Origin of the sequence: Affinirhizobium helianthi (genome assembly GCF_042680945.1) — a bacterium.
GTDB classification, from domain to species: domain Bacteria; phylum Pseudomonadota; class Alphaproteobacteria; order Rhizobiales; family Rhizobiaceae; genus Neorhizobium; species Neorhizobium helianthi.
Genome location: NZ_JBHUEQ010000003.1, coordinates 103,083 through 128,782, shown reverse-complemented (window position 1 = coordinate 128,782; position 25,700 = coordinate 103,083). Strand labels below are relative to the sequence as shown.

The 25,700-nt window shown below is 58.0% G+C and carries 27 protein-coding genes and 2 tRNA genes; 9 read left to right on the top strand and 20 right to left on the bottom strand.

Features of this window, described 5'->3' with window-relative positions; translation table 11 throughout:
• Positions 1-20: 20 nt before the first annotated feature.
• From ACFSE1_RS01235 to ACFSE1_RS01225, 3 genes are all read right to left on the bottom strand, one after another.
• Positions 21-2,936 (bottom strand): valine--tRNA ligase, encoded by a 2,916-nt coding sequence (locus ACFSE1_RS01235; protein ID WP_377395380.1) that lies wholly within the window; start codon positions 2,934-2,936, stop codon positions 21-23.
• 124 nt (positions 2,937-3,060) lie between these two features.
• The gene (locus ACFSE1_RS01230; RefSeq protein ID WP_377395377.1) at positions 3,061-3,876 is read right to left on the bottom strand and encodes a PopZ family protein; all 816 of its coding nucleotides are present in this window, start codon (positions 3,874-3,876) and stop codon (positions 3,061-3,063) included.
• A 307-nt stretch (positions 3,877-4,183) separates the two neighbouring features.
• The gene (locus tag ACFSE1_RS01225; RefSeq protein ID WP_377395374.1) at positions 4,184-4,837 is read right to left on the bottom strand and encodes a protein-L-isoaspartate O-methyltransferase family protein; all 654 of its coding nucleotides are present in this window, start codon (positions 4,835-4,837) and stop codon (positions 4,184-4,186) included.
• A gap of 176 nt (positions 4,838-5,013) precedes the next feature.
• Here ACFSE1_RS01225 and ACFSE1_RS01220 point away from each other — a divergent pair, with 176 nt between their 5' ends.
• The 3 genes from ACFSE1_RS01220 (at position 5,014) to ACFSE1_RS01210 (ending at position 6,462) form a co-directional block, all read left to right on the top strand.
• Positions 5,014-5,208, top strand: a complete 195-nt coding sequence (locus ACFSE1_RS01220; RefSeq protein ID WP_377395371.1) for a hypothetical protein — start codon at positions 5,014-5,016, stop codon at positions 5,206-5,208.
• Between the two features lie 457 nt (positions 5,209-5,665).
• Positions 5,666-6,115 carry an oxidoreductase gene (locus ACFSE1_RS01215; protein WP_377395368.1) on the top strand — a complete coding sequence of 150 codons (450 nt, stop codon included), beginning with the start codon at positions 5,666-5,668 and terminating at the stop codon, positions 6,113-6,115.
• 273 nt (positions 6,116-6,388) lie between these two features.
• Positions 6,389-6,462 (top strand) — tRNA-Cys (locus tag ACFSE1_RS01210).
• Positions 6,463-6,531: 69 nt separating this feature from the next.
• On the opposite strand, the gene ACFSE1_RS01205 is transcribed toward ACFSE1_RS01210, so the two are convergent.
• A complete protein-coding gene (locus ACFSE1_RS01205) occupies positions 6,532-6,738 on the bottom strand; it encodes a helix-hairpin-helix domain-containing protein (protein ID WP_377395365.1) in 207 nt (68 codons plus the stop codon).
• 466 nt (positions 6,739-7,204) lie between these two features.
• On the opposite strand from ACFSE1_RS01205, the gene ACFSE1_RS01200 reads away from it, so the two are divergent.
• Positions 7,205-7,846: an exopolysaccharide biosynthesis protein gene (locus tag ACFSE1_RS01200; RefSeq protein WP_377395362.1), complete on the top strand. Its 642-nt coding sequence runs from the start codon at positions 7,205-7,207 to the stop codon at positions 7,844-7,846.
• Here the strand turns inward: ACFSE1_RS01200 and ACFSE1_RS01195 are convergent.
• Positions 7,832-8,056, bottom strand: a complete 225-nt coding sequence (locus ACFSE1_RS01195; protein WP_377395359.1) for a hypothetical protein — start codon at positions 8,054-8,056, stop codon at positions 7,832-7,834. The genes ACFSE1_RS01200 and ACFSE1_RS01195 overlap by 15 nt on opposite strands.
• A 222-nt stretch (positions 8,057-8,278) precedes the next feature.
• Here ACFSE1_RS01195 and ACFSE1_RS01190 point away from each other — a divergent pair.
• The 4 genes from ACFSE1_RS01190 to ACFSE1_RS01175 all read left to right on the top strand — a co-directional run bounded on the left by ACFSE1_RS01190 (position 8,279) and on the right by ACFSE1_RS01175 (position 10,757).
• Positions 8,279-8,353 (top strand) — tRNA-Asn (locus ACFSE1_RS01190).
• A gap of 738 nt (positions 8,354-9,091) precedes the next feature.
• A complete protein-coding gene (locus tag ACFSE1_RS01185) occupies positions 9,092-9,328 on the top strand; it encodes a helix-turn-helix domain-containing protein (RefSeq protein WP_377395355.1) in 237 nt (78 codons plus the stop codon).
• A gap of 222 nt (positions 9,329-9,550) precedes the next feature.
• Positions 9,551-10,147: a hypothetical protein gene (locus tag ACFSE1_RS01180; protein WP_377395352.1), complete on the top strand. Its 597-nt coding sequence runs from the start codon at positions 9,551-9,553 to the stop codon at positions 10,145-10,147.
• Positions 10,148-10,256: 109 nt separating this feature from the next.
• Positions 10,257-10,757 (top strand): HIRAN domain-containing protein, encoded by a 501-nt coding sequence (locus tag ACFSE1_RS01175; RefSeq protein WP_377395349.1) that lies wholly within the window; start codon positions 10,257-10,259, stop codon positions 10,755-10,757.
• Between the two features lie 60 nt (positions 10,758-10,817).
• Here ACFSE1_RS01175 and ACFSE1_RS01170 read toward each other — a convergent pair whose 3' ends face one another.
• The gene (locus tag ACFSE1_RS01170) at positions 10,818-13,490 is read right to left on the bottom strand and encodes a hypothetical protein (protein ID WP_377395346.1); all 2,673 of its coding nucleotides are present in this window, start codon (positions 13,488-13,490) and stop codon (positions 10,818-10,820) included.
• Positions 13,490-13,702: a hypothetical protein gene (locus ACFSE1_RS01165; RefSeq protein WP_377395343.1), complete on the bottom strand. Its 213-nt coding sequence runs from the start codon at positions 13,700-13,702 to the stop codon at positions 13,490-13,492. Before ACFSE1_RS01165 ends, ACFSE1_RS01170 begins: the two co-directional genes overlap by 1 nt.
• Positions 13,703-13,852: 150 nt before the next feature.
• Here ACFSE1_RS01165 and ACFSE1_RS01160 point away from each other — a divergent pair, with 150 nt between their 5' ends.
• Positions 13,853-14,251: a hypothetical protein gene (locus tag ACFSE1_RS01160; RefSeq protein ID WP_377395340.1), complete on the top strand. Its 399-nt coding sequence runs from the start codon at positions 13,853-13,855 to the stop codon at positions 14,249-14,251.
• A 20-nt stretch (positions 14,252-14,271) separates the two neighbouring features.
• Here the strand turns inward: ACFSE1_RS01160 and ACFSE1_RS01155 are convergent, their stop codons facing one another.
• From ACFSE1_RS01155 to ACFSE1_RS01095, 13 genes are all read right to left on the bottom strand, one after another.
• Entirely contained in the window at positions 14,272-15,894 is a 1,623-nt protein-coding gene (locus ACFSE1_RS01155; RefSeq protein WP_377395337.1) for a terminase large subunit, read from the bottom strand.
• Positions 15,863-16,270: a phage terminase small subunit P27 family gene (locus ACFSE1_RS01150; protein WP_377395334.1), complete on the bottom strand. Its 408-nt coding sequence runs from the start codon at positions 16,268-16,270 to the stop codon at positions 15,863-15,865. The genes ACFSE1_RS01155 and ACFSE1_RS01150 overlap by 32 nt, the downstream gene beginning before the upstream one ends.
• Positions 16,271-16,274: 4 nt before the next feature.
• A complete protein-coding gene (locus tag ACFSE1_RS01145) occupies positions 16,275-16,565 on the bottom strand; it encodes a head-tail connector protein (protein ID WP_377395331.1) in 291 nt (96 codons plus the stop codon).
• Positions 16,566-17,245: 680 nt separating this feature from the next.
• Entirely contained in the window at positions 17,246-17,632 is a 387-nt protein-coding gene (locus tag ACFSE1_RS01140) for a hypothetical protein (RefSeq protein ID WP_377395328.1), read from the bottom strand.
• A 53-nt stretch (positions 17,633-17,685) separates the two neighbouring features.
• A complete protein-coding gene (locus ACFSE1_RS01135) occupies positions 17,686-19,218 on the bottom strand; it encodes a phage major capsid protein (RefSeq protein WP_377395325.1) in 1,533 nt (510 codons plus the stop codon).
• Entirely contained in the window at positions 19,215-20,405 is a 1,191-nt protein-coding gene (locus tag ACFSE1_RS01130; protein ID WP_377395323.1) for a phage portal protein, read from the bottom strand. The genes ACFSE1_RS01135 and ACFSE1_RS01130 overlap by 4 nt, the downstream gene beginning before the upstream one ends.
• Positions 20,386-20,805 carry a hypothetical protein gene (locus tag ACFSE1_RS01125; protein ID WP_377395320.1) on the bottom strand — a complete coding sequence of 140 codons (420 nt, stop codon included), beginning with the start codon at positions 20,803-20,805 and terminating at the stop codon, positions 20,386-20,388. The genes ACFSE1_RS01130 and ACFSE1_RS01125 overlap by 20 nt, the downstream gene beginning before the upstream one ends.
• A 675-nt stretch (positions 20,806-21,480) precedes the next feature.
• Positions 21,481-21,690 (bottom strand): hypothetical protein, encoded by a 210-nt coding sequence (locus ACFSE1_RS01120; RefSeq protein WP_377395317.1) that lies wholly within the window; start codon positions 21,688-21,690, stop codon positions 21,481-21,483.
• Between the two features lie 200 nt (positions 21,691-21,890).
• Entirely contained in the window at positions 21,891-23,150 is a 1,260-nt protein-coding gene (locus ACFSE1_RS01115; protein ID WP_377395314.1) for an AAA family ATPase, read from the bottom strand.
• A complete protein-coding gene (locus tag ACFSE1_RS01110; RefSeq protein ID WP_377395311.1) occupies positions 23,125-23,385 on the bottom strand; it encodes a hypothetical protein in 261 nt (86 codons plus the stop codon). The genes ACFSE1_RS01115 and ACFSE1_RS01110 overlap by 26 nt, the downstream gene beginning before the upstream one ends.
• 24 nt (positions 23,386-23,409) lie before the next feature.
• Positions 23,410-23,730, bottom strand: a complete 321-nt coding sequence (locus tag ACFSE1_RS01105; RefSeq protein ID WP_377395308.1) for a hypothetical protein — start codon at positions 23,728-23,730, stop codon at positions 23,410-23,412.
• Positions 23,727-23,939 carry a helix-turn-helix transcriptional regulator gene (locus ACFSE1_RS01100; protein ID WP_377395305.1) on the bottom strand — a complete coding sequence of 71 codons (213 nt, stop codon included), beginning with the start codon at positions 23,937-23,939 and terminating at the stop codon, positions 23,727-23,729. Before ACFSE1_RS01100 ends, ACFSE1_RS01105 begins: the two co-directional genes overlap by 4 nt.
• Positions 23,940-24,064: 125 nt before the next feature.
• Entirely contained in the window at positions 24,065-25,222 is a 1,158-nt protein-coding gene (locus tag ACFSE1_RS01095) for a tyrosine-type recombinase/integrase (protein WP_377395302.1), read from the bottom strand.
• Positions 25,223-25,700 lie beyond the last annotated feature (478 nt).

The window sequence follows — 25,700 nt, the reverse complement described above, 5'->3', positions numbered from 1 at the left end:
CGTGAAATCTCTCAGACTTTTCAGCCTGCTTCACTGACTCGCTGAAGCGCCGTCTGAAGACTTGCCTGCTGAACCTCAAGCTCGGCAAGACGCTCACGTTCTGCTGCGACAACCTCAGGATCGGCATTGGCAACGAACTTCTCGTTGCCGAGCTTCTTCTGTGCCCGGTCAATATCCGCATTGACCTTGCCGAGGGCCTTTTCGATCCGCGCCTTCTCAGCCGCCAGATCAATCAGACTACCAAGAGGCAGGCATGCGGTTGCCTCACCGATGACCACCTGAGCTGCGCCACGCGGCGCAGTTTCAGCAAGCTCGATGCTTTCCACACGGGCAAGCCGCTCAATAGCCGCGCGGTGACGCTGCAACCGACCTTCCGTAAGTGCCGAGGCACCGACCATGATCAGTGGCGCTTTGGCGGAAGGCGGCACGTTCATTTCCGAACGGGCGGAACGAAGACCCGTCACGAGGTCGACCAGCCAGTTGATTTCCGCGGCGGCGCTTTCATCGACGAAAGACGGCGCTGGCCATTCCGTATGGCAAAGCAGCTCCGAGCGTTGCGCCGTATGTGCCCAAAGCTCTTCCGTCATGAACGGCATGAAGGGATGGAGCAGCTTGTAGGCTTCCTCCAGAACATAGGCCACGCAGGCCTGGGCTTCCGCCTTGGCTGCCTCATCCTCACCAGAGAAGATCGGCTTCAACAGTTCCAGATACCAATCGCACACCTGATTCCAGACGAAGCGATACAGGGTTCCCGCAGCATCGTTGAACCGCTGCGTTTCAATTGCTGTCGTCACGTCTGCGATGGTGGACGAGAGCTCCGTCAGGATCCAGCGGTTGACCGTCAATCTTGCCGCTTCCGGCTGGAAATTCGGATCACGCTTGACACCATTCATTTCGGCAAAGCGCGTGGCGTTCCAGAGCTTTGTTCCGAAATTGCGGTATCCGGCAATACGCGCTGGGTCGAGCTTCACGTCACGGCCCTGTGCGGCCATGATCGCCAGCGTGAAACGAAGCGCATCCGCGCCGTATTCGTCAATCAGTTCCAGCGGATCAATCACATTGCCCTTGGACTTGGACATCTTCTGCCCGTTCTTGTCACGAACAAGAGCATGGACATAGACCGTATGGAAAGGCTCGACCGGATTGCCGTCCTCGTCCTTCATGAAATGAAGGCCCATCATCATCATCCGGGCGACCCAGAAGAAAATGATGTCGAAACCTGTGACCAGGACGCTGGTCGGATAATAGCGCGCCAGCTCAGGGGTCTGATCCGGCCAGCCAAGAGTGGAGAAAGGCCAGAGCGCTGAGGAGAACCAGGTGTCGAGAACATCTTCATCCCGCGTCAGAATCGCGCCGGGTTCGAAATTCTCAAGCCTTTCCTGCACCCAGGCCTTCCAGGGGCCTTCATGGGCAAGATAATGCTGAACAGCCGCATCGAGCGCCTCTTCCTCGGTCTTCTCAACAAAGACCTGTCCATCCGGACCGTACCATGCAGGGATCTGATGGCCCCACCAGAGCTGGCGCGAAATGCACCAGGGCTGGATGTTTTCCATCCACTCGAAATAGGTCTTGTCCCAATTCTTCGGAACAAAATTCGTGCGCCCTTCGCGAACGGAGGCAATCGCGGGCTCCGCCAGCGTCTTGGCATCCACGAACCACTGGTCCGTCAACATGGGCTCGATCACCACGTTGGAGCGGTCACCAAAGGGCTGCATGATCTTCTTGTTTTCAACGAACGGGATCTCGTTGCCTTCTGCATCCGTGACAGTCACGGCAAGGCCTTCCGCGTTGATGGCATCCACGATGCGCTTGCGCGCTTCGTAGCGGTCAAGCCCGCGATAGTCCTCTGGAACGAGATTGATCTCGTCAACCTCCGCCTCTGACGGAAGACGGCCAGAGCGAGCAATCTCGAGCGCCAGCTCGACGCACCGCGCATAGGGTTCACCATCGTTGCGAAGACAAGCCTGCGTATCCATCAGGCGGTAGAGCGGGATATTGTTGCGCTTTGCGACCTGATAATCGTTGAAGTCGTGCGCTCCAGTAATCTTTACCGCACCGGAACCGAAAGCAGGATCTGGATACTCATCCGCAATGATCGGGATCAGGCGGCGATGCTCCTTCGGCCCAACAGGAATTTCGCAGAGCTTGCCGATAATGGGCGCATAGCGTTCATCGGCAGGGTTCACTGCAACAGCGCCATCACCCAGCATTGTCTCGGGGCGCGTCGTCGCAATGGAAATATAGTTTCGCTCTTCCTGGAAAACGACGTTACCGTCAGCATCCTTCTCGACATAGGTGTAGGTTTCACCACCTGCGAGCGGATACTTGAAGTGCCACATGTGGCCATCGACTTCGCGGTTCTCGACTTCGATATCCGAGATCGCGGTTTCGAACTTCGGATCCCAGTTGACGAGCCGTTTGCCGCGATAAATGAGGCCCTGCTTGTAGAGAGTCACGAAAACTTCCAGAACAGCCTTTGAAAGGCCCTCATCCATGGTGAAGCGCTCGCGCGACCAGTCACAGGATGCGCCAAGGCGCTTCAACTGGTTGAAGATCAATCCGCCGGATTCGGCCTTCCACTCCCAGACTTTCTCGATAAAGGCCTCGCGACCCAGCGCGCGACGGCCAGGCTGCTGCGTTTCCGCAAGCTTGCGCTCAACCACCATCTGAGTGGCGATTCCGGCATGGTCCATGCCGGGCTGCCACAAAACATCCTTGCCGCGCATTCGCTCAAAACGAACCATGATGTCCTGGAGCGTATTGTTGAGCGCATGCCCCATATGCAGGGAGCCCGTCACATTCGGTGGCGGAATAACGATGGTGAAGGTTTCCGCGCCGGGCTTGGCATTGGCACCAGCACGAAACGCATCCGCCTCATCCCAGGCAGCGGCAATCTTCGGTTCAACGGAGGCAGAATCATAGGTCTTATCGAGCATTTTCCGACCAGAATTTTCGAGTTCTCTTTGCTGGGTGTAAATAGGACTGCAAAAAGCGAGTCAATAAAAAAGGCCGCCGGGATAAGCGGCGACCTGGACTGCTGCAAGATCGTAGCGGCAGATCTTACCGTCTTGGTCCCCGCGCAACACGTTCGATTTCCTCACGCACAAGGCGTTCCACAAGCGTTGGCAGGTTGTCATCCAGCCATTCGCGAAGCATCGGCTTAAGCATTTCTTTCGCCATGTCCTCAACCGTCTGACGCTCAAGGCCATTCACGACATCGGAAAGTTCACTGAAAGACCGGGCAATCTGCGCTCCCGCTTCATCGGAAATCAGAAGGCTTGCCTGCTCAATACGCGCAGGCAGAGAATCCGACGCTGGGGCAACAGCCGGAGCCGCAACAGGCTCAATTTTCGCAGAGGCCGCCTGAACAGCCGGACGCTCCTGCGGGTACTCCTCGCGCTGAGGAACTTCGACAGGAACAACGCGGGGCACTGGCTGCGCAACGGCACGTTCCGCGACAGGCTCGGAAACCATGGGCTGCACGTTTGGCTGCACACGCTGCGTCATCGGCTCAGGCACGCGGCTGGCGGCTGCACGAACGCGTGCGGCAACATCCGCCAGAGAAAGGGTTTTCTCCTGCGGCTGAGATGGCACCGCTGCAGCACTCTTGTTTTCCATCGTCATTCTCGAATGCTCGGCACGAACGGTTTCCGCGAATGCATTGCCTGGATCGTTGGCAGGCGTCTGGGACATGTAGCCACCGACGTCATAATCCGACTCAATGTCGAACTCTTCCTCCTGATCATCATAGGAAGAAGCTTGCGCGCCCCTGACTGCTTCGCTTTCGCTCACCGGATCATTGCTTTCAATAATCCTGCGGATCGAAGCAAGAATCTCCTCCATGGAAGGTTCGCGCGCAACATTTGGCTGAGCCATCATCAATCCCGATCTCAAATCTCGCCCCTGGCTTATGGTCAGGAACCGGTTGCCGAATCAGGGGAAGTTTACGCGAAGCTGGCCTTGCGTCACAATCTGCGCTGATGGACACGGCGATGACATGCACAGCTTTATTGTCGGCCGAGGACGAATGAGACGAGCTTCAAGCCTGTTTTGAATGTAAACCAGCAGCACAAACAAAGGGGGCGGCTCTCGCCGCCCGATTGTTTAGCCTGTATCACGCATCAGAGCGCTCTTTGCACCTGATGTATCGGCTCGACCGCAGCAAAGCGGCGTAGCGCCGGATTTAGAAAACGAATTCGGACACCTTCCGGAAGCCAGGCAGGGGCTTGACGGACGTGTTGAAATAGGTGGCTTCCGATACAACGCCGTGCTCTTTCGTGTAGACGCGCGCGCTCGACGCATTTCCGTAGCCAACCACTGTGATCAGACGGCCACCATCGGTCAGCTGTGCGAACAGGGCTTCGGGAACAATTTCCACGGCACCGCTGATCAGGATCAGATCATAGGGCGCTTCGGCCGCATAACCCTGCTCCAGCTCACCCTTCACCACCTGAACATTCTCAAGACCCAGCGCCGAAAGGTTGGCGGAAGCCGCTTGCACGAGCGCCTCATCGCTTTCAACAGCAATGACAGAACCTGCCAGATGCGAGAGAAGCGCGGAGGTGTAGCCGCTGCCAGCGCCGATTTCAAGAACGAGCTGTTCCTTGTTGATCTCTGCCAGCTGCAGAATTTTTGCCAGCGGCGAGGCCTCCATCAGGAAACGGCCCGGAGCAATCTCGATATCGCTGTCGATATAGGCCAGAGGCTTCATCTTCTCCGGTACGAAAGCTTCGCGCGGAACGGTCAGGAATGCCCGCAGCACAGAATGCGACGTTACGTCGGTGGTGCGGATCTGGTTTTCCACCATCTTGATCCGTGCTGCTTCAAAATCGATCATGGTGCTCGCCTCTTAAAAGCGTGTTTCTGCGCTCGTATTACTGATGGATAGAACGCCTTTCAAGACCGCTTGCATCAAGTGCGGCTGGAATTCGCCGCAGTGCAAGGCAAAATGCACGGAACAAAGCCGCGCAGTCGGGGTTGCTCTTAGTGAGTAACAGCAAGAAGGAGGCAACCATGCCGACGACATTGCCCAAGGATAACCCGGCCGAGACGCCTCGGGGCCCCACTCCAGCCCCCGGCGTACCGGATAGAACACAGGAAAAGCCGCCCCTGACACCCGCACAGGATCCGGCGGATACAAAAAACCCCAACGATCCGACCTTGAACCCGGCTCTTCTGCCGATCGGCGACCCTGCGGGTGCCGCTTAAAGACCCTTCCGCCAGGGCACGCCACACATCCGTGCCCTGGCAAAAGCTCGCCTTATACCAAATGTCGATGATAGAAACCGATGGCGCCGGAGCGATTTTGGTTTGCGGCAAGGAGAAAACCACAGTCGGACCCGACGGTCCGGCGCGGATTTTCGACAATGTCCGTGAGGCCAAAAGCGCCCGGTCCTTCGGATGGGCCGGATTTCCTCCCCCGACTGTGTCGCAATCCTCGACCGATGCTTAAGCATCGCTCTCCGGCGTGCTCCTCGTCGGATGAAGGCCTCCGGGCCCACGCAATCGGTTCATATCATCGACATTTGGTAACCTTTCCGATCTGGAAGCATTGCCGCGTGAGGCCTGCCAAGAGCAGTTTGACGGAAAACACGTGTCAGCACGGAAACTTCACGGCCAATGGAGAGTTGGGTCTTCAGAACACACGAAGCAACTGGAGGATAGCATGCTTCTCAAACTCATTTCCGTTTCGGCCTTGACGATCGGGCTGGCAACATCCGCAATGGCACAAAGCTCGGGTGGGTCCGGTGGATCCGGCAGCGCAGGCAGTTCCGGCGCGGGCTCTTCCGGCGCAGGCACGGCCACTGGTACGACGGGATCTGGCACAACTGGATCTGGCACAACTGGATCTGGCACGACTGGATCCAGCAATGGCGCAACAGGCACGAGTGGCACCGGCACAGACTCAGGTTCATCGGGCACCGGTGGAACAACTGGCACAAGCGGCAGCAGCGGTGCGGGATCGACGACGGGTACAAGTGGCTCGCAAACCGGTTCATCGGGCACAGGGTGCTCCAATCTCAATGCCTCTGGCACGCCTGGCAATACATCCAGCACCGGCTCCGCCAGTGCGGGCACGGCTGGATCGGCTGGCGCAACGCAGCCGAATTGCTAACCATCAGCCCAATAAATATCAGCCCAAGTGGATTGGCTCAAAAGGGGGGCCCGCGCAGGCGCGGGCTTCACACAACACGGGAGCAGAAACAGTGAACAGCGAGGCATTTCAACCATGTCGTTCGAGGGAGACGGTGCTAGCCTGTGCAACCCCTGACTTTTCTTCCGCCGAAGAGATCCGTGTATAAAATTGGGCTGCGCCAACTGACCCCCCTTGCGCTGCCTCTCAAATCATTCTAAATGCCCGCCACCACTTCAAAAGACTTATCGCGATGGCCTCGTGGCGGAGTGGTGACGCAGAGGACTGCAAATCCTTGTACCCCGGTTCAATTCCGGGCGAGGCCTCCACCTTCTTCATAAAATCCGTAGGATTTAATCGCTGCTTCGGTGGCGCGCATCACCCATTCGGTTCGCGCTTTACCGGGCCTGCTGAATCTGCTGGGTCGCCGTCTCGCGGATGAGCTGGGTCGCACGCTGCCCTATTCCCTTTAGATGCATGAGCTCCTGATCGCTCAATCCTCGCAGCCTGTTCATGTCGCGCACACCATTTTTCCTCAAGGCACGCACCACCCATTTGGGCAGGTTGCTTTTCGCAAGAGACTCTCTGTCGCCCGGCATGTCCATGATCCGCTCGATTGTCCGCTGGTATCAGCCGTCAAACCGAACCGAATGACTCGGGTTGCACATCAACCGACAAAATTTGGCGAGCGTAGATGGAGAACCTTCGCGAGCCAGCTCACGGATGCCTTTTCGCCTTTGTTTTCTCCAGGAAACCGGGACTGATTGCGCTGACAGTTTCAAGAAAAGTGGCAAGGCCTCTGCAACTCTGGTATTGTTTGCCTTGTTCGTATCGTGAAGGAGCGCGGGACGAATATCGGCATCGGTTGGAGGAGACCGTCATGCAGTATTTCAGCTTTTTTACCGCCCTTAACCCCTACGTGCTCGGTGTGCTGGCATTGGTGCTCGCCTGTGGCGCAATGGACTGGTGGCGTAGCACACACTAATCCGTGAAACGCGGCACATTGCATCTGCCTTCATCATCCGGAAGCTGCTACGTCTTGGCCAGTGTCAAGAATAGCGGAGCGTAATAGTGCAAACCAGCCGTGGATTTGAAGATTCAGCCAAGCCATTGAGCGATACCCTTCGGGAACTGATCGAGGGCATACGTGGCAATACGGTAACGTTGCGGCAACTGATGGATGCAATCGGAGAGCAAGGTCTGCTGCTCGTCTGCGCCTTGGCCTCCCTGCCCTTCCTGATACCCGTCTCAATCCCCGGCGTCAGCACGGTATTTGGCGCTGCAATCATTCTCGTCAGTATCGCTGTCTTTCTCAACCGCCTGCCGTGGATGCCAAAACGCATCCTGGATCGGCAGCTGGAAACATCCAAGCTCCTGCCTGCACTGCAGCGGGGTGTCGGTATTGTTTCGCGAATCGACGGCTATCTCAAGCCGCGCCTGCTGGCGATGACCAGCACCTCCTCGGTGAACCGCCTGAATGCACTCTCCATTACACTGGGCGGAATCCTGCTGATGTTTCCGCTCGGACTCGTGCCTTTCTCCAACACGCTGCCAGCCATTGCGATTCTTCTCACAGCCGTTGGAATGATTCAGAGAGACGGGCTCGTGATCTTGGGCGGATACCTGTTTCTGTTCGCCACCATGATTTATTTCAGCGTGCTCGGCTTTTTTGCCCTGAGGGCGGGACAAGGCCTTGCGTCATTCTTCAGCTGATTGATTCGTCTTCTTGTCCTGACGTCGCCGGGCCCACCAGATGGCAACCCGTCGACGTCCCCTTCGCACATAGGCAAGGTCATGCGACAGAACGATCAGGCCAAGGGGCACCATCCAGAAGCCCAACACCGGCAGGAAACCAAGGCAACCACCAGCAACCAGACCTGCGCCGATGCTGACCCGGCCCGCCTTTGACCGGGGCAAAGGCATGCTGGCGCGACCGAGATGAAGGCGCCCGGTGCGCTGATCTATTCCAAAGCTTCGCCTATGCTCATTCCCTTGCAAAAGGCACCTCTTGCTGTTGATTGGCCTCAGCGGCAGATGGGAAAGGGATGTGGATAAAACAAGCTGACGAATTTTTTTTGAAAAAAGCTCTTGGCAAATCGAACCAGCCTGAGTATTACCCCGCTCACCGCCGCGGCGACGCGGTTTTCCCTGGTAGCTCAGCGGTAGAGCACTCGACTGTTAATCGATAGGTCGCCGGTTCGAATCCGGCCCGGGGAGCCAGTTTGAGAAGTAAGCACCTGTTTTCGTTGAGATAATCCGAGGACAGGTGCTTCTTCCCCACTTTTTCTCCCCGCTTTAAAACGCCGCAAACCGCCGATCCTGAGACCGACGGTTTGGGCTGACCTGCTGCGCTTCCTTGCGGAAGTTGGTGGGCCGCGCTGGTTCGCTCATGCCGCCCTATGGGCCGGATTGCCCCAAGGGTGGTGCCGAGGCGGCATGAAATCTGTAATTTGCTCTAGTTTTGTAGGTCGCGATAGCAACCGGGACGTAACAAGCGAACGTCCGCGACCACGAGCGCGGGCGCAAGGTCGACAAAAGAGTTTACGTCGCATCGTCGGCTAAAAAAATCCGGGTTGTCGCGTGTCATGACGATGACACCGCCCTCGCGTCGGCATCGAAATACTTCTGAGCGTGCCATCACGTAGACACCCTCACAGCAAAATGCGTCAACGGCGACGCAGCACAGAATATCGTCCAGGCGGTAAGTCGGGGCCATCGCGTCGTCAGTAACGCGATGGTGAAAATCGGCGCGAGGCGCGCTTTGAATATTGGCGAGCTGCGCCCCACGTCTTGGGACAAGCCGTCTTGGCAGGAGCAGTCTGTCGGAGGGTTGTCCAATCGGGTCGGTTCGCATCCTTGCGCCTCGCTGTTGATTTCGTATCAGTGTGTTTGTACACTGTACCGACACGATAGCTATTTTTGGTTCCGTGTCAATACATATTTGTACAAGGTACCAAAATGAAGGCTGTTCAATTAAAAATGGCGCGGGCCGCGGTGGGTCTAGGGGTTCGCGAGTTGGCCCGGCTTGCTGGCGTAACTGCGAACACAATCACACGAATCGAGAACGGAGCGGACGCGAAGCAATCGACTCTGGAAGCACTGCGCAAGGTGCTAGAAACACATGTTATCTTTCTAGCTGATGGCGAAACGACTACGGGCGGCTTGGGCGTTCGCCTTCGCAATCCTTCCGATTGAACATTGACTCGGGGCATTTCAGCGCGTTAGCTTTCAACTGCGCTTCACCAACGCCACGCGGCTCCCCCAGCCCGGCCCACCAACGAATGGGTAACTCTCCGCCTCTCGGCGGCGCCAATTGTGGAAGGTGAGCCGTGCCGCTGAAACTAATCCGACGAAAAGATACACCAAATTTTTTGGCTTCGCGGCTGCCGCGCCTGACGGAGAAGAAAGGCTAGGCGAATGGAAGCGCCGAAGAACCCGCCAATGAAGATCGAGCCCCGCCTCCTGTCCCGCCCACAAGCCGCAGCGCTTTGCGGTATTGCCCCATCCACGTTCTCAATGTGGGTGCGCACCCACATCATGCCGCCGCCTATTCCCGGCACGCGTAGATGGGACAAGGCGGCAATTGAAGACAAACTTAACGCCATCGGCGGGCTCGCCGTGAACCACAATCAAGAGGACGAATTTGACCGATGGGAACGTGAACACGGCAAGTTCGGCAGCGGCAGTTTTTCCCCACCACGCACGCCCAACCCAAATCCCAAGCGCGGCACCGTGGATAGCTGGCGAGCACGCAAGGCGGAACGCGACAAACTCAAGCCGCGGCACGGGCTGAATGCGGTGCAGCTGCGCGTCCTCGCCTTTATGATCGACCACCCCGATTGCACTACGACCGACGTGATACCCGATGCCGGCGTGAAAACGATGGAATACATAGCCAAGGTCGGCTGCGTGCGCGCTGGCGGCAAGGATGCGGACGGAAGGCAGCATTGGCACATCACCGACGAAGGCCGCACGGAAATCTACCGCGAACGGACGTGGCGCACCCGTTCCTGATGTCTGCGCATAGAAGCCTCGCCGCCTAGCCGGTCGCTTTCGGGGCAGAGTACGGTTGACTATCCCCACACTATACGCAACCCTACGTACATGGCGCTGGGGGAACGTTATGAGCCTGTGGGGTTGGCTGTTCGGATATAGCTCACCGAATGCGAACGAAACGGCGCCTTTAGGTGCGCAAGCTTCGGGGCGTTTTGGGCAGCATCGTCACATGCCCGATGGGAATTGGGTGCAGACAACGACCGTTGTGAAAGTTGCTGGTGTCCAGCACCGAAAAAGGGACGTTTCCGCTTTCATAGCTGCGGTCAGAGCAGCGGAAAGGGGCGGATTGATATACGGCGTGAGGCTCATTCCCGAGCCCAGTAATAGATATGACGCAAACGCCATCGCTGTGATGGGATTCGCTGGCCAACGTGAATGGCAAATCGGCTACCTCGAAAGGGATCTAGCCAGAGAGATAAATCGCGACCTGATCGATAAAGGTTTACCCGTGGCGGGCGAACTCTATGCAGTCTGGGTCGGAGATAACGGTTTTGTTGACATCAGCATCATCGTGCTTGCGCCACCAGGCAACGGCTTGAAGGCTCGGCTCCGTAGACGGTCTGGCTAACTCATCTAGGCGGTTTGGGCGGCTCTGGCTGTAAGAAGCCTCGCCGCCCGACGACTCCAATCAGGCGGATGTCCAAGTCCCCACAAGGCTCTCAACAATCCAGTCAGAAGTTCCTAATCCCCTGAGCTTAGCGAATGCACCGATATCAGTAGCGGCACTCGTTAACTGCGTTTTGGTTCCGCCCGACCCGATACTGAACCTGTTTGCGGAACTGGTGTTGAGTGTGAGACTGAAACCAACCGGCTTGTAGATCATAAGTTCACAGTTGTGAAATGGTGGGGGGACAGTATAATTCATGGCCCCAGACGCGTTCATAATCAGCGTTTTGCCAGTATCAAACGTTGAGTAATTTCCCGTAGTATCAGTGTACTCACGCTCGCCACTGCCAAGTATTTGCACGTTGCGTGAACCTGAAGCGATACTGAACTTTCCTGTGCTGCGATCGAGGTCTTTATCGTAGTTAACACGCATTTGCGCCAGACTGCTCGGCGGGTCAATGAGATAGGAGGTCGTCATCGTTGCGTCGAACACGTCGGGACCAATCTGACCCGTTAACTTCGCGGCAGGTGCAACACGCCAACCAATGCCCGATCCACTGAAGCGGTTTGACTTGCCGTTAATTACACCCCCAAGCAAAACAAATCCTAGGGCTTCATTGTGCAGGAAGTTACTACTGATTTCCATTTGACAGTTCAGAACATAAGCAGCTTCCGGCGCCCCAGGACCAAACTGATTATCACACAGGCTCCCTGTGCAATTTTCCAGATAAATCCAGCGATCCGACGCACCGAACCCGACAGAACCGTGCATCATAATTCCGACTAAGCTTACAGTGTTTACGTTTCTCAGATCAATTGCTGTCGTACTTGCCTTGCGTATCGGATTGATTACCCCACTGAACTGGAAGTTATAGCGAGCCTTATCGGCTCGATGCTCTACGTACTTGGCGCCGCAATCGTAAAAAACGTTGGTTGCGTCGATCTCCGTGCAACTTCCGCCGAAAGAGATATCAGTCGTCATCGCACGGGAAGACACCGACTGGCTGATGTTCACGGTATACGTGCCAACCCCTCCAGATCCAGTGCCAAGTTCGGTGATCGCGGTTCCCTCAGCAACACCTGTGCCGTATAGCCTTTGCCCTACGTCAAGATTGCCCTCGTTAAGGGCTGTCACAGTCAAGGTATTTCCGCTGATGGAACCAGTCAGTCTAGATACGACTTTCTCCCCGTTAGTAGAAGGGGAGTAGACGCTGATATTGGCACCACTGAAGGTGCAATCTTTCGGGTGGAAGAACTCTTCGTACGCGATTGACACGTTGGAGCGCGCCGTAAATAGCGCTGTCCCGCCCGTCTTGCCGAAACTGTCAAAACTTACGCGCCGCGGGGACGTGCCAACGCCACCCATGATGTCAAGCATGTCACCTGTGAACGATGCGCTTTCGTAGCAGAGGTCTAAATCTTCAAGTCCGCCGCTTCGCCCGCCGTTGCCATACCAGCGTAGACCATATCCAGAAGAAGCTCCCCGAATAAGCAGGGTGGTCAGCCCACGCATATAGTTGGTGCGACCAGAATTGCCCTGTCCTCGGATGATGAAGCCAATATCTTGATCCGTAGCGAGCATATCTGGCTTAACGCAGAAAATTCCTCTTCCGAGATTGAGAACACCGGAGGCATAGGCGGTGATCGCTTTGCCGCTGATACCATCCGTACTCAGGGCGGTTGACCTACCACGAAGGAAGGCTCGCCCATTGATGATCGCCTGCGTGGTAACCGTCCCGTCATCTGCAAGAGCCGCAGCATCCGTCTGGTGACCCACAGCACCGAACATCTCCGCATAGATCGGTTGACCGTTAGCCAACTCATACCACGCTGTCCCGCCACCGCTTAGTGTGATGGAGAACTTTCCGGCGTGGCTTGGCCCGGATGCAACCTTCTTGTAAAGAGCGCCGCCACCATCTCCAGCAGCGGAATAGCCAGCCGTGCGTATGTAGTCCGGGGCCACAGCAGGAGAGAACGCAGAGGCAGCCGCAAGCGTGGCGAACTGTGGATCGAGCACGGTGGTCATCGCGCCAGACGCAACCGTCGCCGCAGCTTCTGCACGGTCAGCCTCCGCCGCGGCTTGATTTGCAGCCGCTTCGGCGGCGGCTTGGATCGCAGAGCTAGCCTGATCGCTAACAAGCCTGAATGTAGAACCAGACACACGACCAAGCAACAACATGCCGGAGACCAAGCCGCCTGGTACGATGTCGTTGCCGCTGTTGGCCTTCACGGTCAGGGCGGAGCCACCGTTGAACGCTACTGTCACCGGACTTGCCGTGTTGTTTGCCGCAACATTCAGCAGCACAAGAGCGGATTCCGAGACTGGAATAGCCGTGGTGGCTACGATGGCGTTTGCCGTACCGGCGCCAGAATTGCTCGCCACAATCAAGCTGTAAGGCAGATCAGCAACGCGCGTCCATGAACCAGAGCCGGAAGCGCCCGACTTGCGATAGATGCCGTTGTATGCCGCCGTAGCGTCATTCACCACCCACGCCAACGTGTTGGCCGCATAGGCAAGCGACGAGTAAAGGTTTGCGCGCGTGTCAAAGATTGCCGCTGAGGTCGCAATGGAGTCAACAAGCGCCTCAATTTCCGTGCCCCAAACCTGCACTTCCTGCAAAGACGGCGAGCGCAGCTGTCCGTTTTCATTGGCAGGCGCAAAGATATCCTGTGACTGGTAGGAAAGCAGTGCCATTAGCGCGCCTCCTCCGGCCAAAACTCAGTTGAGCCGCAAGAAAAATACTTAGTTAGATTCGCCGCTTCTTCATCCACCACAGCATCTCGGCGGTTGACAACTTCGGCAAAAACTTCGCGAGCTGCCGCGGGCGTTAGCGCACCCGATTTGACGAGCGCATCAGTGAGGTTTCCAGCAAACACGCTGAGCACATATGCAGTGGAATTTGACATGGTTCTTCCCTCCAGCCGGTGCGACCGGCGGTTTGGTTGGTCTCGTGTGTGGTTGGTGTGAAAAAGCCCGCTCAGTGGCGGGCTGTGGTCTCGGCCTATTGACTTCGCCCGCACGCCATCGGAAGTTGAGTTGCGTGTGGGGGATGATCGATGAAGTCGAAGTTGCTGGTGCCATTCGTGGCTGCGCTTGCCCTTGCCGGATGCGGCACGACTGCGCAAAACTCTGATGTAAGTCTGACGCGCACTTGGGTTGAGCCCAAGAAGGACGTGCGCGATACAGTGGCCGTTGCTATCGTTGACACTGGCCCGCCACTCGGCGCCGCTACCGCTCGTGTGTCCGGCCATTCATGCAAGAACAAGCTTTGGGATCCAGACCCAAGCCCAGAAAACGCTACCGCATTGATGAAGCAGGACGCAGCGGCAAAAGGCTTTGACACCGTGCATTCCGTGCAAGTCGTGCCGGACCCGGGCGCAATAGTTAAGAATTGCTGGTCGGCTGTTATCGCAACGGGCATAGCTTTCAAGCGTGCTCCGCCTGCCACGCCCTGAGCTATGGGCGTGGCATTCCCTTAAACCGCAAACAACGACAAATCGGACAAATCCGCATCGTCGTAGCTTGAGCGGCCTGAAACGCCTTGCGCGGCGCGTCCGTTGGCGATGATGGCGGCAACTGCGGGGTCGATCTTGTCGATTGATTTCTCTTTCAGCGGGCGCCGGTTTCCGCTGCCGTCGGTGTAAAGCACGACATTGCCTACAGCCCAACGCAGCAGCGGATTTCCGCCATGAACAAGCTTTCGGTCAAACATGGCCGCTTCGAAGTCAATAACAGGGCGGGCGAAAGTGGCGATGTTCTGCGGAAACTCCGCCACCGGCAGTCCATCCGCCTCAAGCGACTTCATCACGTCTTGAGCGTGCCACCGGTCAAAAGCGATTTCTTCGACTTGGAACCGCTCACAGAGGCCGCGGATGTAGTTTTCCACCAATTCGAGGTCGATGGCGTCTCCAGGGCATTCCGTGAGGTAGCCTTGGTCGCGCCATAGCGGATAAGGAACGCCGTCAGTGCGTTTGCGAATTGTGCCAGCCGGACAGAACGATTGAACGTGCAACGCCGTCCGTCCGTCCTCCATGGGGATGGCAATGGCGACTGCGCAGAGGTCAATTCTCTTTGCCAAGTCGACACCCACCCAAGCGGGCCGCCCCTCCAATTCGGACAGATCAAGCTCGCCTGCGTTCTCGTCCCAAACGTCGAGGGACCACTCCGGGTTAGCAGCGCCGTCCAGCCACACGTTCAAGTGCAGTTGACGGATCATTTCGCGATCGGCTGGCCTGTGTTCGGCTTCCCGCACCATCTGGCGCAAGCCGACAATGTCCGGGTAGGGCGGGTTACAGGATAGGCCAGGATTCACGCGATGCCACACGGCCTCGTCGCGCCAGTCTTCCTTCGGATCCGCCTCGAATATAATGGGCAAGAAGGCATCGTCTTCAATCTGACCGGTCGCTACTGCCTTCGCATATTTGTACGTCTCATACGCGATGTTCTCGTGGCCTATGCCTGCCGTGGTCGTAACTACCAGCAAGCTGCCCGGCGTCTTCACAAGGCCTGTCTTGATAGCGTCCCAAAGGTCGCGTTTTTTCCAGGCGTGCAATTCGTCCACCAGTGCGAAAACTGGCGTGCGTCCGTGAGCGGTTGCGGCATCCGCTGACATGGCGCGGTAAAATGCCGAAGACTTTCGGTGCGTTATCCGGTTCTTGGTGTCCTGCACATGGAACGCAGCTTCGAGCCTTGGATGAGCCGCGATCACGCCCTTCATCTCTTCAAGCGCGATACGCGCCTGATCGCGGTCAACGGCTGCGCTAACCACCTGCGACCCCGGAACGCGCTCCGGCCCTAGCGCCAGCAGGCACAAAGCAGCGCCAAGTGTCGTCTTGCGATTGCCGCGAGGAATGAGGGCGAAAACCGTCTTGATGCGGCGGGTGCCGTCCGGCTTTGTGTCGCCATAGACCTTTCGCACAAGCCTTTCGACCCACGGATCTAGCTGAAATGCTCGACCAGGCGCGGTGCTCTTGGGGTGCTTCAGCGCGCGAAGAAAATCAACGGCGCGCTGCCCTTTGCCGTGCGGATCTGGAATTGGTGAATCGTCAAAGAGCCAGGACGGGTGACTAGATGGAAGATAAGGCGTCGTCTTCGTCATCGATTGCGGCGCCTCCCTTATTTCGCGCCCGCGCTGCAGGCGTAAGTCCGAGCTCGCTGGCGAGCCGGCGGCTGGCCTCGATTGCTTCTTTGATAATGGTTGTTTCTGGCCGGCGCTTGAGCTCGCCCGTGGGCGACAGGTAGGTCAGCCCCTCGGCCTGCAGGACCGCTTCAGCCTCGCGCTTGCGGGCCACGCAGAGGCAATAGTCTTCGACCGTAGAGAGCTCATGGTTCGCGATCCGGCCTCCCTGCACGAGGCGCGGCATGATGCGTCGCCATTCGGATTTGGCATGCGTAGGCAGCCACGAGGGAGCGGCTGGCGCCTTTGTGAGCGCGCCGTCTATCGTGACGAAATCGGGCTTACGTCCTCGTGTCATCGGCCTACTCCCATGCGTAGCTGCGCCGTTCGCGCACGATTTCCCAAACTCCGAACGGCGCTTCGAATAGGTTTTCGCCAGTTGCTTCCCGGTTTTCGTACCAGTGAGCAACCAGCGCGCGAACGGCCTGTTTCAGATCGTCGGGAACGGTGGTAAATTCTTCTTCGATGACATATCCCAGCAGCGTCTCAAGGTGAGCGACGGCAGCCGGAATCTGGTCCTCAATTAGTGCGTCGTCGTCGTCATGGAGCAGACGCAGATGCTCCTTTACGTCAGCCAAAGAGACGATTGCCATAGGTTGAAATTCCCATTTAGAGTGAATCGAGAGCGACGTGCCCACGCTGGTCCCAGGTGGTTTGCGGGAAATTGACGACCGACCCCCCGGTTGTGGCGTTGGTCGACCCGCCTGGGCCTGTTTGGCCTTGGATGCAAACCAGCGTCACGGCTTTCGCCCAAACGCACCTTCAGACTTGATCGCCTTCCGACGGTTGCATGTATCGCGATAAGGCTGCCAATTGGAGCGTGACCAGAACAATCGCTTGTCACCTTTCGGCGCTATGATGTGGTCCACCATATTCGCAGCCTGTCCGCATCCGCAGGCACACAGCGGGCTTCCAAGCGCAGCAAGCCACGCCTTGGACTCTTGAGCCCACTTGCCGGTGTATCCTCTAGCCGCCGCGCTACCACGGGCCGCATCAGCGGCCTTCTGTCGTGCTGTGGCGCGTCGTTGGCTGCAGTCGCAGCGCGTGCCTTTCGGTACCGCAAAGCCGCACGGACAGATGACGTTGACCATTGATTGATCCTCTAGGTGCAAGGCCGCCAGGATCACCCTGACGGCCAGCGAGGCGAAGCAGCCGCCTCGTGCGCAGGGGTCACAACTCCCCACTTCCGCGTAAACGCGCGCGATGATGTCGATGGCGGGCGCGCACGTTCTTTAGGTCGCGCGGCGCAACCTCGGATACCCCCGCCGATAGGTTATGCTACAGGCCGCGAAGCAGCATGGCCCTTAACGACCACGGCACCGACCGCAATGGACGTGCCGGAATTCTTCGTGGTCACCAGGCGGATGTAACGGCGGTTGCCGACGTATCCTTGCTTGTAGACAGACGACGCAGCCAGCGCGGTGGGCAGCGTGCCAATCAGGTCGGCAGCAGCAACGTCGCTGAAATCGCCGGAAGTCGTCGTGTCCGACTCCTGGAGCTTCGCAGTGAAATTGCCAGAGGAAACGATGGCGCCCGTACTGATGACGACGGCAGCGGAATCGAAACCGATTAGGTCGATGGCCGCGCTGGTGTCGGTAGCCGAAAGCACCTGGGGGGCGAGCGCCTGAACGACGCCTAGATTATGCGAAAGATCGCGCATGGTCATTCCTTTCCAAACGGAGGAAGGGCAGCGCTAGGCCGCCCGATGGCTGATTAGGATGCCGAAACCTTCAGCTTGCGCAGCGCTTCAGCCATCACGACGTCGGCACCGACGCGGCGCCGTGCATGGAACCGAACCTTCCCGGTGGTGGCCTGCGTGTATGGATCACGCAGCATCGACATCGCGACACGGTCATAAATTCGGTAAGCACGGTTGAAGTCGCCAAAAACGATCGGGAACGCGTCGGCGGCAATGTCCGGCATGTCGATTGCTTCTACAATGGGACGCCCGAGAAGAAGCGACGGCTGGCCTGCCTGATAGCTTGGTTGCCACAAATACTGGTTCGTGGAGTCCTTCAGTTTCATGATGGCGGCAAGAGTTGTGCCATTCATCATCCAAGCGCCGTTGTTGCGATAGAATGCCGGGAGATCATACATGAGGCTGATGAGGCTATCCGCAGTGATAGCGGTGCCGGAACCAGAGATAACCTCCGTGATGCCGGCCGCGGACATGATGCCTGTGGGCTTTTTGAAGCCGTTGCCGTTGACCAGTGCGACACCTTCAAGACGGCCGAACTCTTCTGCGAGGTCACTGGCGACTTCGGCTTCGACGTTGATGGCCGCGTCCTCAAGAAGTTGGACGGACACGTCGACATAGGCGGCCATTTCGTGAACGGGAATCTCAACCTGACCATATGTCGAGTTGGTCTCGCTGCGGGTTTCTACTTCTCCGACCCAGCTTGCCGTCGGCGTGCCGGTGCGCTTCGGCAGGATGACCGACGAGGCAGCGGTAGAACCAACGCGGGCTGCCATGCGAACCGGGCTGTATTCAACAAGGTTCTTCAGGATTTCCGTCTGAAACTCTGCAGGCGCCAAATAGCCGCCGCGGGTGTCGTCGGACACGACAAGCGCCTTGACCTCGGTTGCGTCCATACGTTCGACGCCATGACGCAGGAAGCCGGTGAAGGCCTTGCGTTCCGGAGTGGGTTCATTGTCGTTCGCAGCGCGGAGAATGTTAGGTCGTGCCAATGCGGTTTCGGCGGTTTCGAGCCGCTTGGTAACGGCCAGGATGTTGTCGTTTGCAGCCTTGAGCTCGACGGCCAGATCTTCAATGGTCTTGGTTTCGGTGGTCATGGGGAATTCCTTCACGGAAGAGATTAGCGCGCCTGGGTGCGCGGGGATTGCGACGAGGGACACTTCCATGAGGTCCAGGTCGGTGATGGTGCGGCCGCCACCTTTGCGAGGCGCCGCCTTTTTCGTCATGAAGCCGACAGACAGCCCCGTGACCGACTTCGCACGCAGAAGCGCACGAACTTCCTTGGCCCGTGCGACGTCGTCGACGAGCAGCCTGCCTTTGACCTTCAGGCCGTCCGCCTCAACGGCGACGCTTTCCCACGTGCCGACGACCTGCGCCTGGTCATGAGCGAAGAGCATGGGGAGAGACTTGCCGATGGCACTGGCGAAGGCTGCAGGCTCAATGATGTCGCCAACGCGGTCAGCGCTGGAAAAGTCCCAGGCCTTGCCTTCGACGAGGCCGGTGTCATCCGCCGTGAAGGCGGCCTTGAACTCTAGAAATTCGACGGTCACGCCGCCTCCTTTGGTTGATTGTCATTGGCTGGCGCGGTGTCGATGGCGGGATTTGCGAAAACGTCGCCACCGTCGCGAGGTGGCATGCCAAGCCATTCGCGCGCTTCGTTGGGGTTCATCACGCGTGCCGTGATAAGCGTGGAAATCGAAGTGGCGCGAGCGGTTAGATCTGCTTGGCTGGTGTCATCGATATCGAACATGAACCGATATTCGACACGCTCGGCATCGGTGAGCAGCGCGCGGTTAAATGCGCCCTCAAGGATCCGCAGCCATGGGATTAGTGTGTATGAAATGAACTCTTTGCCCTGTTGCTCGGAATTACCCCAGACATTGCGAGAGAGCTCATAAAGCATGCCTGGCGGCACACGGAAGGCGCGGGCAATTTCCAAAATCTGGAACGTGCGGCTGGCCGTGAACTCGCCGTCAACCGACGTCAGCGCCATTTGCTTGTAGGTCATTCCGTCCCAAAGCAGACCGGTCTTTCCTGCGTTGGCGGAACCACCAAAAGCGGCTTTCCAACCGGCCAAGATTTCGCGGGCCGACTTTGCACCAATGGCCTTAGGGCTTTCGATAACCCCGCCCGGACGCGCACCATTCGACCACAGGCCATTGGCGTACGCCTCCATTGCGCTTGCCGTGGCAATCGCGCTGCGGGCCATCGTAAGGGGACACTTCGTGAACGGCCCGCGAACATGCAGCACGTAGCCCGCAGCAACCGGCTGGCCGCTTATCCTGTATTTCGGCTCGCCTGTTACGTCGTCGTAATCAACGGTGAAAACGCCGTCGCGATACTGGATGATTTCGCGCGGTTCGCCGTTGACTTTCGTCACGTAGGCAACTCCGCCTTGATCCTTGGTGAGCGCGCCGGCCACCAAATCGCGGATGATCTCGAATCCGGACGTCCAGCCGTTCGCTTGCCCGGTTAGAAGCTTCATCGCCGGATGGTCTTCAACGTCCGTTTCGGAACCGCCGACTTTCCGCTTCAACTTGACGTCCAGGCTTGCCGCGGCTTCCGAGATGATGCGAACGGCAGCGGACACGGCTGGCACTGACAAGGCTTCCGCGTTGCTGATCGTCGTGCCGGCGGGGATGGCGCCGAACAATTCGAGCAGTTCGGCGGTTGGATCGCCAAGGGATTTCTCTTCGATGACTACGGCAGGCGCCGGCTTACTGAATGGCCAGGGCATCGATTGCCTCCATTATTTCGGCGGCAATGCGCCCTATGGGAACGGTGATGAAAGACGACGACGGCAGCGGGTCAGGGAGGCCCGTTAGAACGCGTCCTGACGTTGCCGACACACTGGCGACAGGAACCACCAGAAGCGCGTCCGGGGGCGGCTGCGTGCCGGTGTGTTCGAAAGCCTGCGCAATCGCCGTATTCCAGGCACGTCCGGCGCGTTCCAGTTCGTAGGCAATCCGGAGAACTGTGATATCGCGCACCGAAAACCAGCGCCGCCCTTTCCGCTTTTCGGAAAAGAGCGTGGCGAGCGGGTTGGCGCGAGAGATGATGACGTCAAGGTGCGTGCGGTGGAGGCCAACGCATTGCGCGGCCTCTGCGACACTGAAGTCGCGAGAAGTCCAGGCCATTGAGGCCTCCTATCAACGGTTAGTTTTTCGATTGGGCAAAAATAAAGCCGCCAACCCCAAAAGAGGCTGGGCGGTGATCTGGAACGGTGGCCGCAGCGGTGAAAAGGAATAACCACCGCTGCGGCTCGATCGACACCAGCAGCGCGCAGCGCGCTGGCGGATCTAATTGCCGTCCGTACATCCGGGAGCGGCAAAAGAAAAAAGACGGCTCACCCCTTGGTGACTTCAGTGCGCGTGGCGGACCCTATGCTGCGTCTATAATACTGCCCGCAAATTCAGGGTTTGGGTACGTACTCGCACCGATGCCGGTGGTCTCACCCCTAGTCAGTCGGGAGGTGTGCCAGTCCGTACTCAGGCTGCTATGGGGGATTTCTGGAAGCGTTTGCTTCCTGCCCCTAGTCACTCTGGCGACATTCGGCGCATGCGTCACGCCAACTGGCTTCGCTTTATGTTGCCCGTGGCGTCGCGGTTTGAGTGTACACTCAGGTAGCAATGGGGGTGGGATTTCTGAAAGCAATTGCTTCCCACACCTACCGCGCCGCGGGGTGTGCCAGTCCGTACTCAGGCGGCAAGGTCGCGGCGCGACACCTTCACTGTTACACCCTGCGGAAATGAAGAAAGGGACAGTCACGCCACATAATTCTTGATTGCTCGCGCGAGATTGTCGGGCCGCAATCACAGAACATCACCCCGCCGTCTGATTTCACTTTCAACGGCCAGGAAGACCGAGCCGCTTGAAGCGAATTCCACGACGAACGCGGGGTCGCCGTCATCGTCCTTGGTGATGCCGATGACACGGCAGGGCGCCCATTCTTGTTTGACCTTGCCGTTAGGTTGCTCCACCCACATGGGGCGCTCGGCGATATATGGTGTCACTGCAAACATTTGTTTTCATCCTGGTAATCTCCTCCGGTTGGTTGTTGCGGGCCGCCCGCTCTTGGCGGCGGGTCGGCTATGGGCGTGAAGGGTAAGCCCGCCCGTCAGGGGCGGGTGTGAAACCCCTTCACACCCTACAGGGGGTACAAGGGGGTGTGTGGACAGGGCAGTCTGAAGGGGTCTGAAGGGGTCTGAAGGTAGTCTGAAGGTCAGTCTGAAATCTCGCTTTCAGACACCACAAGATGCCGCGTGCGGCGCGATGCTGGACCGTCCTCGACGATTCGGATTCGTCTCGCGTCAAGTAGTCGCTGCTGTGCCGCCACCAGTTCCTTTTTCGATATTCCAGCGCCATCGGGGTGCGCGGCGATGAGCTTCGGTGCATAAGTTGCTGATGGGCTAGGGCTCAGCTTCTGGCCTTGCTGAAATAGCTTTGCGAGCGTTTCAATAAAAACGCGGTCGGCCTTTGCAGCCAATAGCATTGATCCAACGTTCGGCTTGCCATCGTCTAGGACAAAAGCACCATCCTTCCAGCGTAGTCGAAGCTCCTTGCCGGCTTCGCCATAGTTCGATTTCATAACCTTCAGAATTCGCAAGTCGGCGTCGTCCTTGTCCCGCGTCAGATACAGCCGCGAACGAACGCTATTGGACCAGCCGGTGGACCCGGAAATGCCGGTGCCGGTCTGCATTCCCTGTACCGATGGGTGTGACAGCAGAACGATGGCGCACTGCAGCTCAATGGCAAGCTTGCGAAGCATTGCGATGAATTGGCGGACCTGCGCGCGCTTGATCTCGTCGCCGCCAAACAAATCCGCGCTCGTATCCAACACGATAAGACGCGGCGTGAATTCCGCCGCAAAGGAAGCGATGCCGCGCCAAAGAGGAGTCGGCTCCATCGTGCCACTTTTGTTGGGAACGGAGAGCAGCGCGTCCCGCTCGGCAAGCGGAACCAGCCGCAGCAAAAGCAAATGGTCCAGATCCTTGCCGTGCGCCTTGGTGATGTCGGCCAGGCGCCGCAGGAACTCGTCCTGATCGTCTTCAGCGCCGACATACAAGGCGCGACCTGCCCACGGTTCAAGATTTAAGGTGTCCAGCGACATGGCCGCGGCTGCTGCAAGTTGAAGCGCCAGCAGCGACTTGCCGACACCACCGTCCCCCGAAAGTAAGGTGACCTGGCCCATCGGGATAAGATCCTCGATAAACCACTGCCGCGGCGGGATTGGCTGGCCATGCCATTGCGCCGGATTAACCAAGGGAAATGTGTCGGCGGCCCGCGTGTTGTCGTTTGCCGCCTTCAGTTTGACGACCTTCAGCCCGCTGTTGGCAACAATTTCCTTTGTGCCGCCGACCGTCACAATTAGAGAGGTGAATGAACCGGCGCGCTCGACTGTGGCGGGGCCGAATGTCTCATGGGTAACTTCGTCACCCGGCTGCAATGGTGAAGCATCAGGCTGCTTTGCAAGTGCTGACATTGTGTTCGGCTTCTCCGTAAAGTGCTGCCTGAGCGGCGCGAGCTAGGGCTGCGGCAAAATCTGGTGCAAAGGTGGCAACGTTGCTGGCGCGCGTGGATGGCGCATAAACACGCGGGCCGCGCGGTGTCTTCACCAGCTTCAGCCCGAACATTCGGATATCGTCGGACAACTGCGCATCAAACAATGCGAGTGTGTTTCCGCCCTCGTCACAAGGGCGGATTGAGAGAATTTTCATCTGGGTTTCCTTTTGGTGGTGGGGTTATTTGGGGTAGCCGTCCAGGCCATATGGAGTATCCACCATGGCCCTAAGGCGACCCATGGTGGAAGCCCATCCGTTGAACGGAGACGGCACTCCGTTTCGCAGATCCAGCGTGAACTGACTTAAGTACCTTTTCGCTTGATAAAGAACATCCAAAAGATCCTTGTCATTCGGCCATGTCATCTCAACATAGCTTTCAACGCGGGAGAAGTAGTCCCATCCGACTGCTGTATCCTCAACCGAAGCTGCTCCTCGGAACGCTCTAGTTGCAGCGTCTACCAGATCCAGAATGTCGTTAGGTTGATCCGTCTCCGAGCTCATGCCGCCACCTGCCGCGCCGAAATCTTCGCGGCAATCCAGGCGGTAACTTCCTCCCGCACGAAGGCAATGCGACGATCGCCGAGATCAACGGCAACAGGGAACCGCCCTTCCGCGCGGTAACGGTTCAGCATGGTGCGAGACATGGACGTCATGCGGCATGCGTCGTTTAGCGAAATGAGTGCGGGGGTATTATCGTTGTCTGATTTCATTTTTTCCTCCAATAGGTGTTGACAGGGGTTTGTAACCGATGCTATCCAGACGGTGAATTATTCCGCCGGTGTAGTTATTGATGGCGGTTACATTGCCCGTTGTCAACGCGGCCGCTTTGGTTGCCTTAGCCGAAACAGTATCTACCCCACTCCTCCATCAAAGTGTGGCGCCGTTGCAACGCATCTGAGCGCGCATAGCTTCTTTCCACCGCATCACCAACGGCATGAGACAAGGCCGCCTCTGCAATCTCTCGCGGCGCGTGCGCGACGTCTGTTGCCCAATCGCGGAACGTTGAGCGGAACCCGTGCGGAGTATAGGCGCCCCCGCCCGCCGTCGTGAGCGCCTTCGCCAGAGACATATCCGACAACGGCTTGCCGCTGCGGACGCTCGGGAAAACGTACTCGCTAACAGACTGCGCCTTCATGCGCTCCAAGAGCGCAATCGCGGGTTTGGATAGCGGCACGCGATGCGTCTTGCCTGTCTTCATCCTTGCGGCTGGAACGGTCCAGACTTTCGCCTTCATGTCGAATTCTGCCCAAACCGCTCCCCTCGCCTCGCCGCCGCGGGCCGCTGTGAGTATCGCGAATTCAAGGCAGCGAGCCGACACGCCTTGGACACTGGCCAGTGACTTCATGAAGTCACTGATCTGGTCGTGCGGCATAGCTGCATGGTGCCCCTCGCCCTCCACCTTGGCCGGCTTGTGCAGCACATGCTCAAGGTTGCCTTTCCATGCAGCCGGATTGTCGCCCGTCCGCAGCTTCTCCACCTTGGCCGCATCCAGCACCCGCTCGATGCACTCCCTTAGCTTTTCGGCGCTTTCCTGCTTGATGCACCAAAGCGGCTTCAGCGCAGTCTTCACGTCGTCAATGTCTATGTCCGCTATCGGTCGGTGACGGATCGGCTTCGCGTGATTTTCCAGCAGATTGCGCCATCGCGCTTCGGTCTTCGCGCCTCGCCAGCGGCCAGCCTTCACCGCTGCGTCAATGAAGCTGTCAGCGTACTCGCCGAATGTCTTTGGCTTCGGCTGCTCGGCGAGTGCCTGGCGTTTGTCACGGATCGGGTCTTTACCTTCCTTGACCATCTCCCTTGCCTTGGCGGCCCGTTCGCGCGCCTCAGCAAGGCCGACCGAATGAAGCGGGCCGATACCCATCTCGCGACGACGACCGGCGAGCGTGTATGAGAAGATCCAATACCGACCATCGCCTTTTTGAACGAGCCAGAGCCCGCCACCGTCGCGCAATTTCTTAGATTTGCTCGCCGCGATTCCCTTCACAGTCAGCACGTTCCGAGTATGGCTCCCCATTGACCTTCCCCGCTTTTTTCCCACTATTGGGTGGCGGTATGTAGATAGGCCGAATGGACGCAATGGACAAGCTACCCGTTGAAAAATATAGCGTTTTAGACTCCACTGTTGATGCAATGGTTATCTTGGTTGCTACAAAATCTCAGGCCCGGGGAGCCAGTTTCTCAGCGAAGGCTGACGGATGAAGGTCCGGTTCTTTTGAACCGGACCTTTTCTGTTTTATCCCCATCGCGATGTTACGGTTGGGTCTGACCCTGAGTAGCGGGAGCCTGGCCTGCAGTGCCCGGCGCGGGCGCTGTCTGGGTGCTGGCCGGAGCCTCCGGCCCTGGTGATGCCGGCAGCGTCTGCTGCTGCGTTGTCGACGATGTTGTGGTGGGATCCGTGCTGCGCCCCATCTGGGACCAGATGATTCCACCTATTAGCAATACGGCCACGACACCTAGCCACACGGCTGTGG

Coding starts and splice junctions, on each gene's coding strand:
- ACFSE1_RS01235 (WP_377395380.1), bottom strand. CDS start 2,936: ATGCTCGATAAGACCTATGATTCTGCCTCCGTTGAACCGAAGATTGCC.
- ACFSE1_RS01230 (WP_377395377.1), bottom strand. CDS start 3,876: ATGGCTCAGCCAAATGTTGCGCGCGAACCTTCCATGGAGGAGATTCTT.
- ACFSE1_RS01225 (WP_377395374.1), bottom strand. CDS start 4,837: ATGATCGATTTTGAAGCAGCACGGATCAAGATGGTGGAAAACCAGATC.
- ACFSE1_RS01220 (WP_377395371.1), top strand. CDS start 5,014: ATGCCGACGACATTGCCCAAGGATAACCCGGCCGAGACGCCTCGGGGC.
- ACFSE1_RS01215 (WP_377395368.1), top strand. CDS start 5,666: ATGCTTCTCAAACTCATTTCCGTTTCGGCCTTGACGATCGGGCTGGCA.
- ACFSE1_RS01205 (WP_377395365.1), bottom strand. CDS start 6,738: ATGGACATGCCGGGCGACAGAGAGTCTCTTGCGAAAAGCAACCTGCCC.
- ACFSE1_RS01195 (WP_377395359.1), bottom strand. CDS start 8,056: ATGCCTTTGCCCCGGTCAAAGGCGGGCCGGGTCAGCATCGGCGCAGGT.
- ACFSE1_RS01185 (WP_377395355.1), top strand. CDS start 9,092: ATGAAGGCTGTTCAATTAAAAATGGCGCGGGCCGCGGTGGGTCTAGGG.
- ACFSE1_RS01180 (WP_377395352.1), top strand. CDS start 9,551: ATGGAAGCGCCGAAGAACCCGCCAATGAAGATCGAGCCCCGCCTCCTG.
- ACFSE1_RS01175 (WP_377395349.1), top strand. CDS start 10,257: ATGAGCCTGTGGGGTTGGCTGTTCGGATATAGCTCACCGAATGCGAAC.
- ACFSE1_RS01170 (WP_377395346.1), bottom strand. CDS start 13,490: ATGGCACTGCTTTCCTACCAGTCACAGGATATCTTTGCGCCTGCCAAT.
- ACFSE1_RS01165 (WP_377395343.1), bottom strand. CDS start 13,702: ATGTCAAATTCCACTGCATATGTGCTCAGCGTGTTTGCTGGAAACCTC.
- ACFSE1_RS01160 (WP_377395340.1), top strand. CDS start 13,853: ATGAAGTCGAAGTTGCTGGTGCCATTCGTGGCTGCGCTTGCCCTTGCC.
- ACFSE1_RS01155 (WP_377395337.1), bottom strand. CDS start 15,894: ATGACGAAGACGACGCCTTATCTTCCATCTAGTCACCCGTCCTGGCTC.
- ACFSE1_RS01150 (WP_377395334.1), bottom strand. CDS start 16,270: ATGACACGAGGACGTAAGCCCGATTTCGTCACGATAGACGGCGCGCTC.
- ACFSE1_RS01145 (WP_377395331.1), bottom strand. CDS start 16,565: ATGGCAATCGTCTCTTTGGCTGACGTAAAGGAGCATCTGCGTCTGCTC.
- ACFSE1_RS01140 (WP_377395328.1), bottom strand. CDS start 17,632: ATGCGCGATCTTTCGCATAATCTAGGCGTCGTTCAGGCGCTCGCCCCC.
- ACFSE1_RS01130 (WP_377395323.1), bottom strand. CDS start 20,405: ATGCCCTGGCCATTCAGTAAGCCGGCGCCTGCCGTAGTCATCGAAGAG.
- ACFSE1_RS01125 (WP_377395320.1), bottom strand. CDS start 20,805: ATGGCCTGGACTTCTCGCGACTTCAGTGTCGCAGAGGCCGCGCAATGC.
- ACFSE1_RS01120 (WP_377395317.1), bottom strand. CDS start 21,690: ATGTTTGCAGTGACACCATATATCGCCGAGCGCCCCATGTGGGTGGAG.
- ACFSE1_RS01115 (WP_377395314.1), bottom strand. CDS start 23,150: ATGTCAGCACTTGCAAAGCAGCCTGATGCTTCACCATTGCAGCCGGGT.
- ACFSE1_RS01110 (WP_377395311.1), bottom strand. CDS start 23,385: ATGAAAATTCTCTCAATCCGCCCTTGTGACGAGGGCGGAAACACACTC.
- ACFSE1_RS01105 (WP_377395308.1), bottom strand. CDS start 23,730: ATGAGCTCGGAGACGGATCAACCTAACGACATTCTGGATCTGGTAGAC.
- ACFSE1_RS01100 (WP_377395305.1), bottom strand. CDS start 23,939: ATGAAATCAGACAACGATAATACCCCCGCACTCATTTCGCTAAACGAC.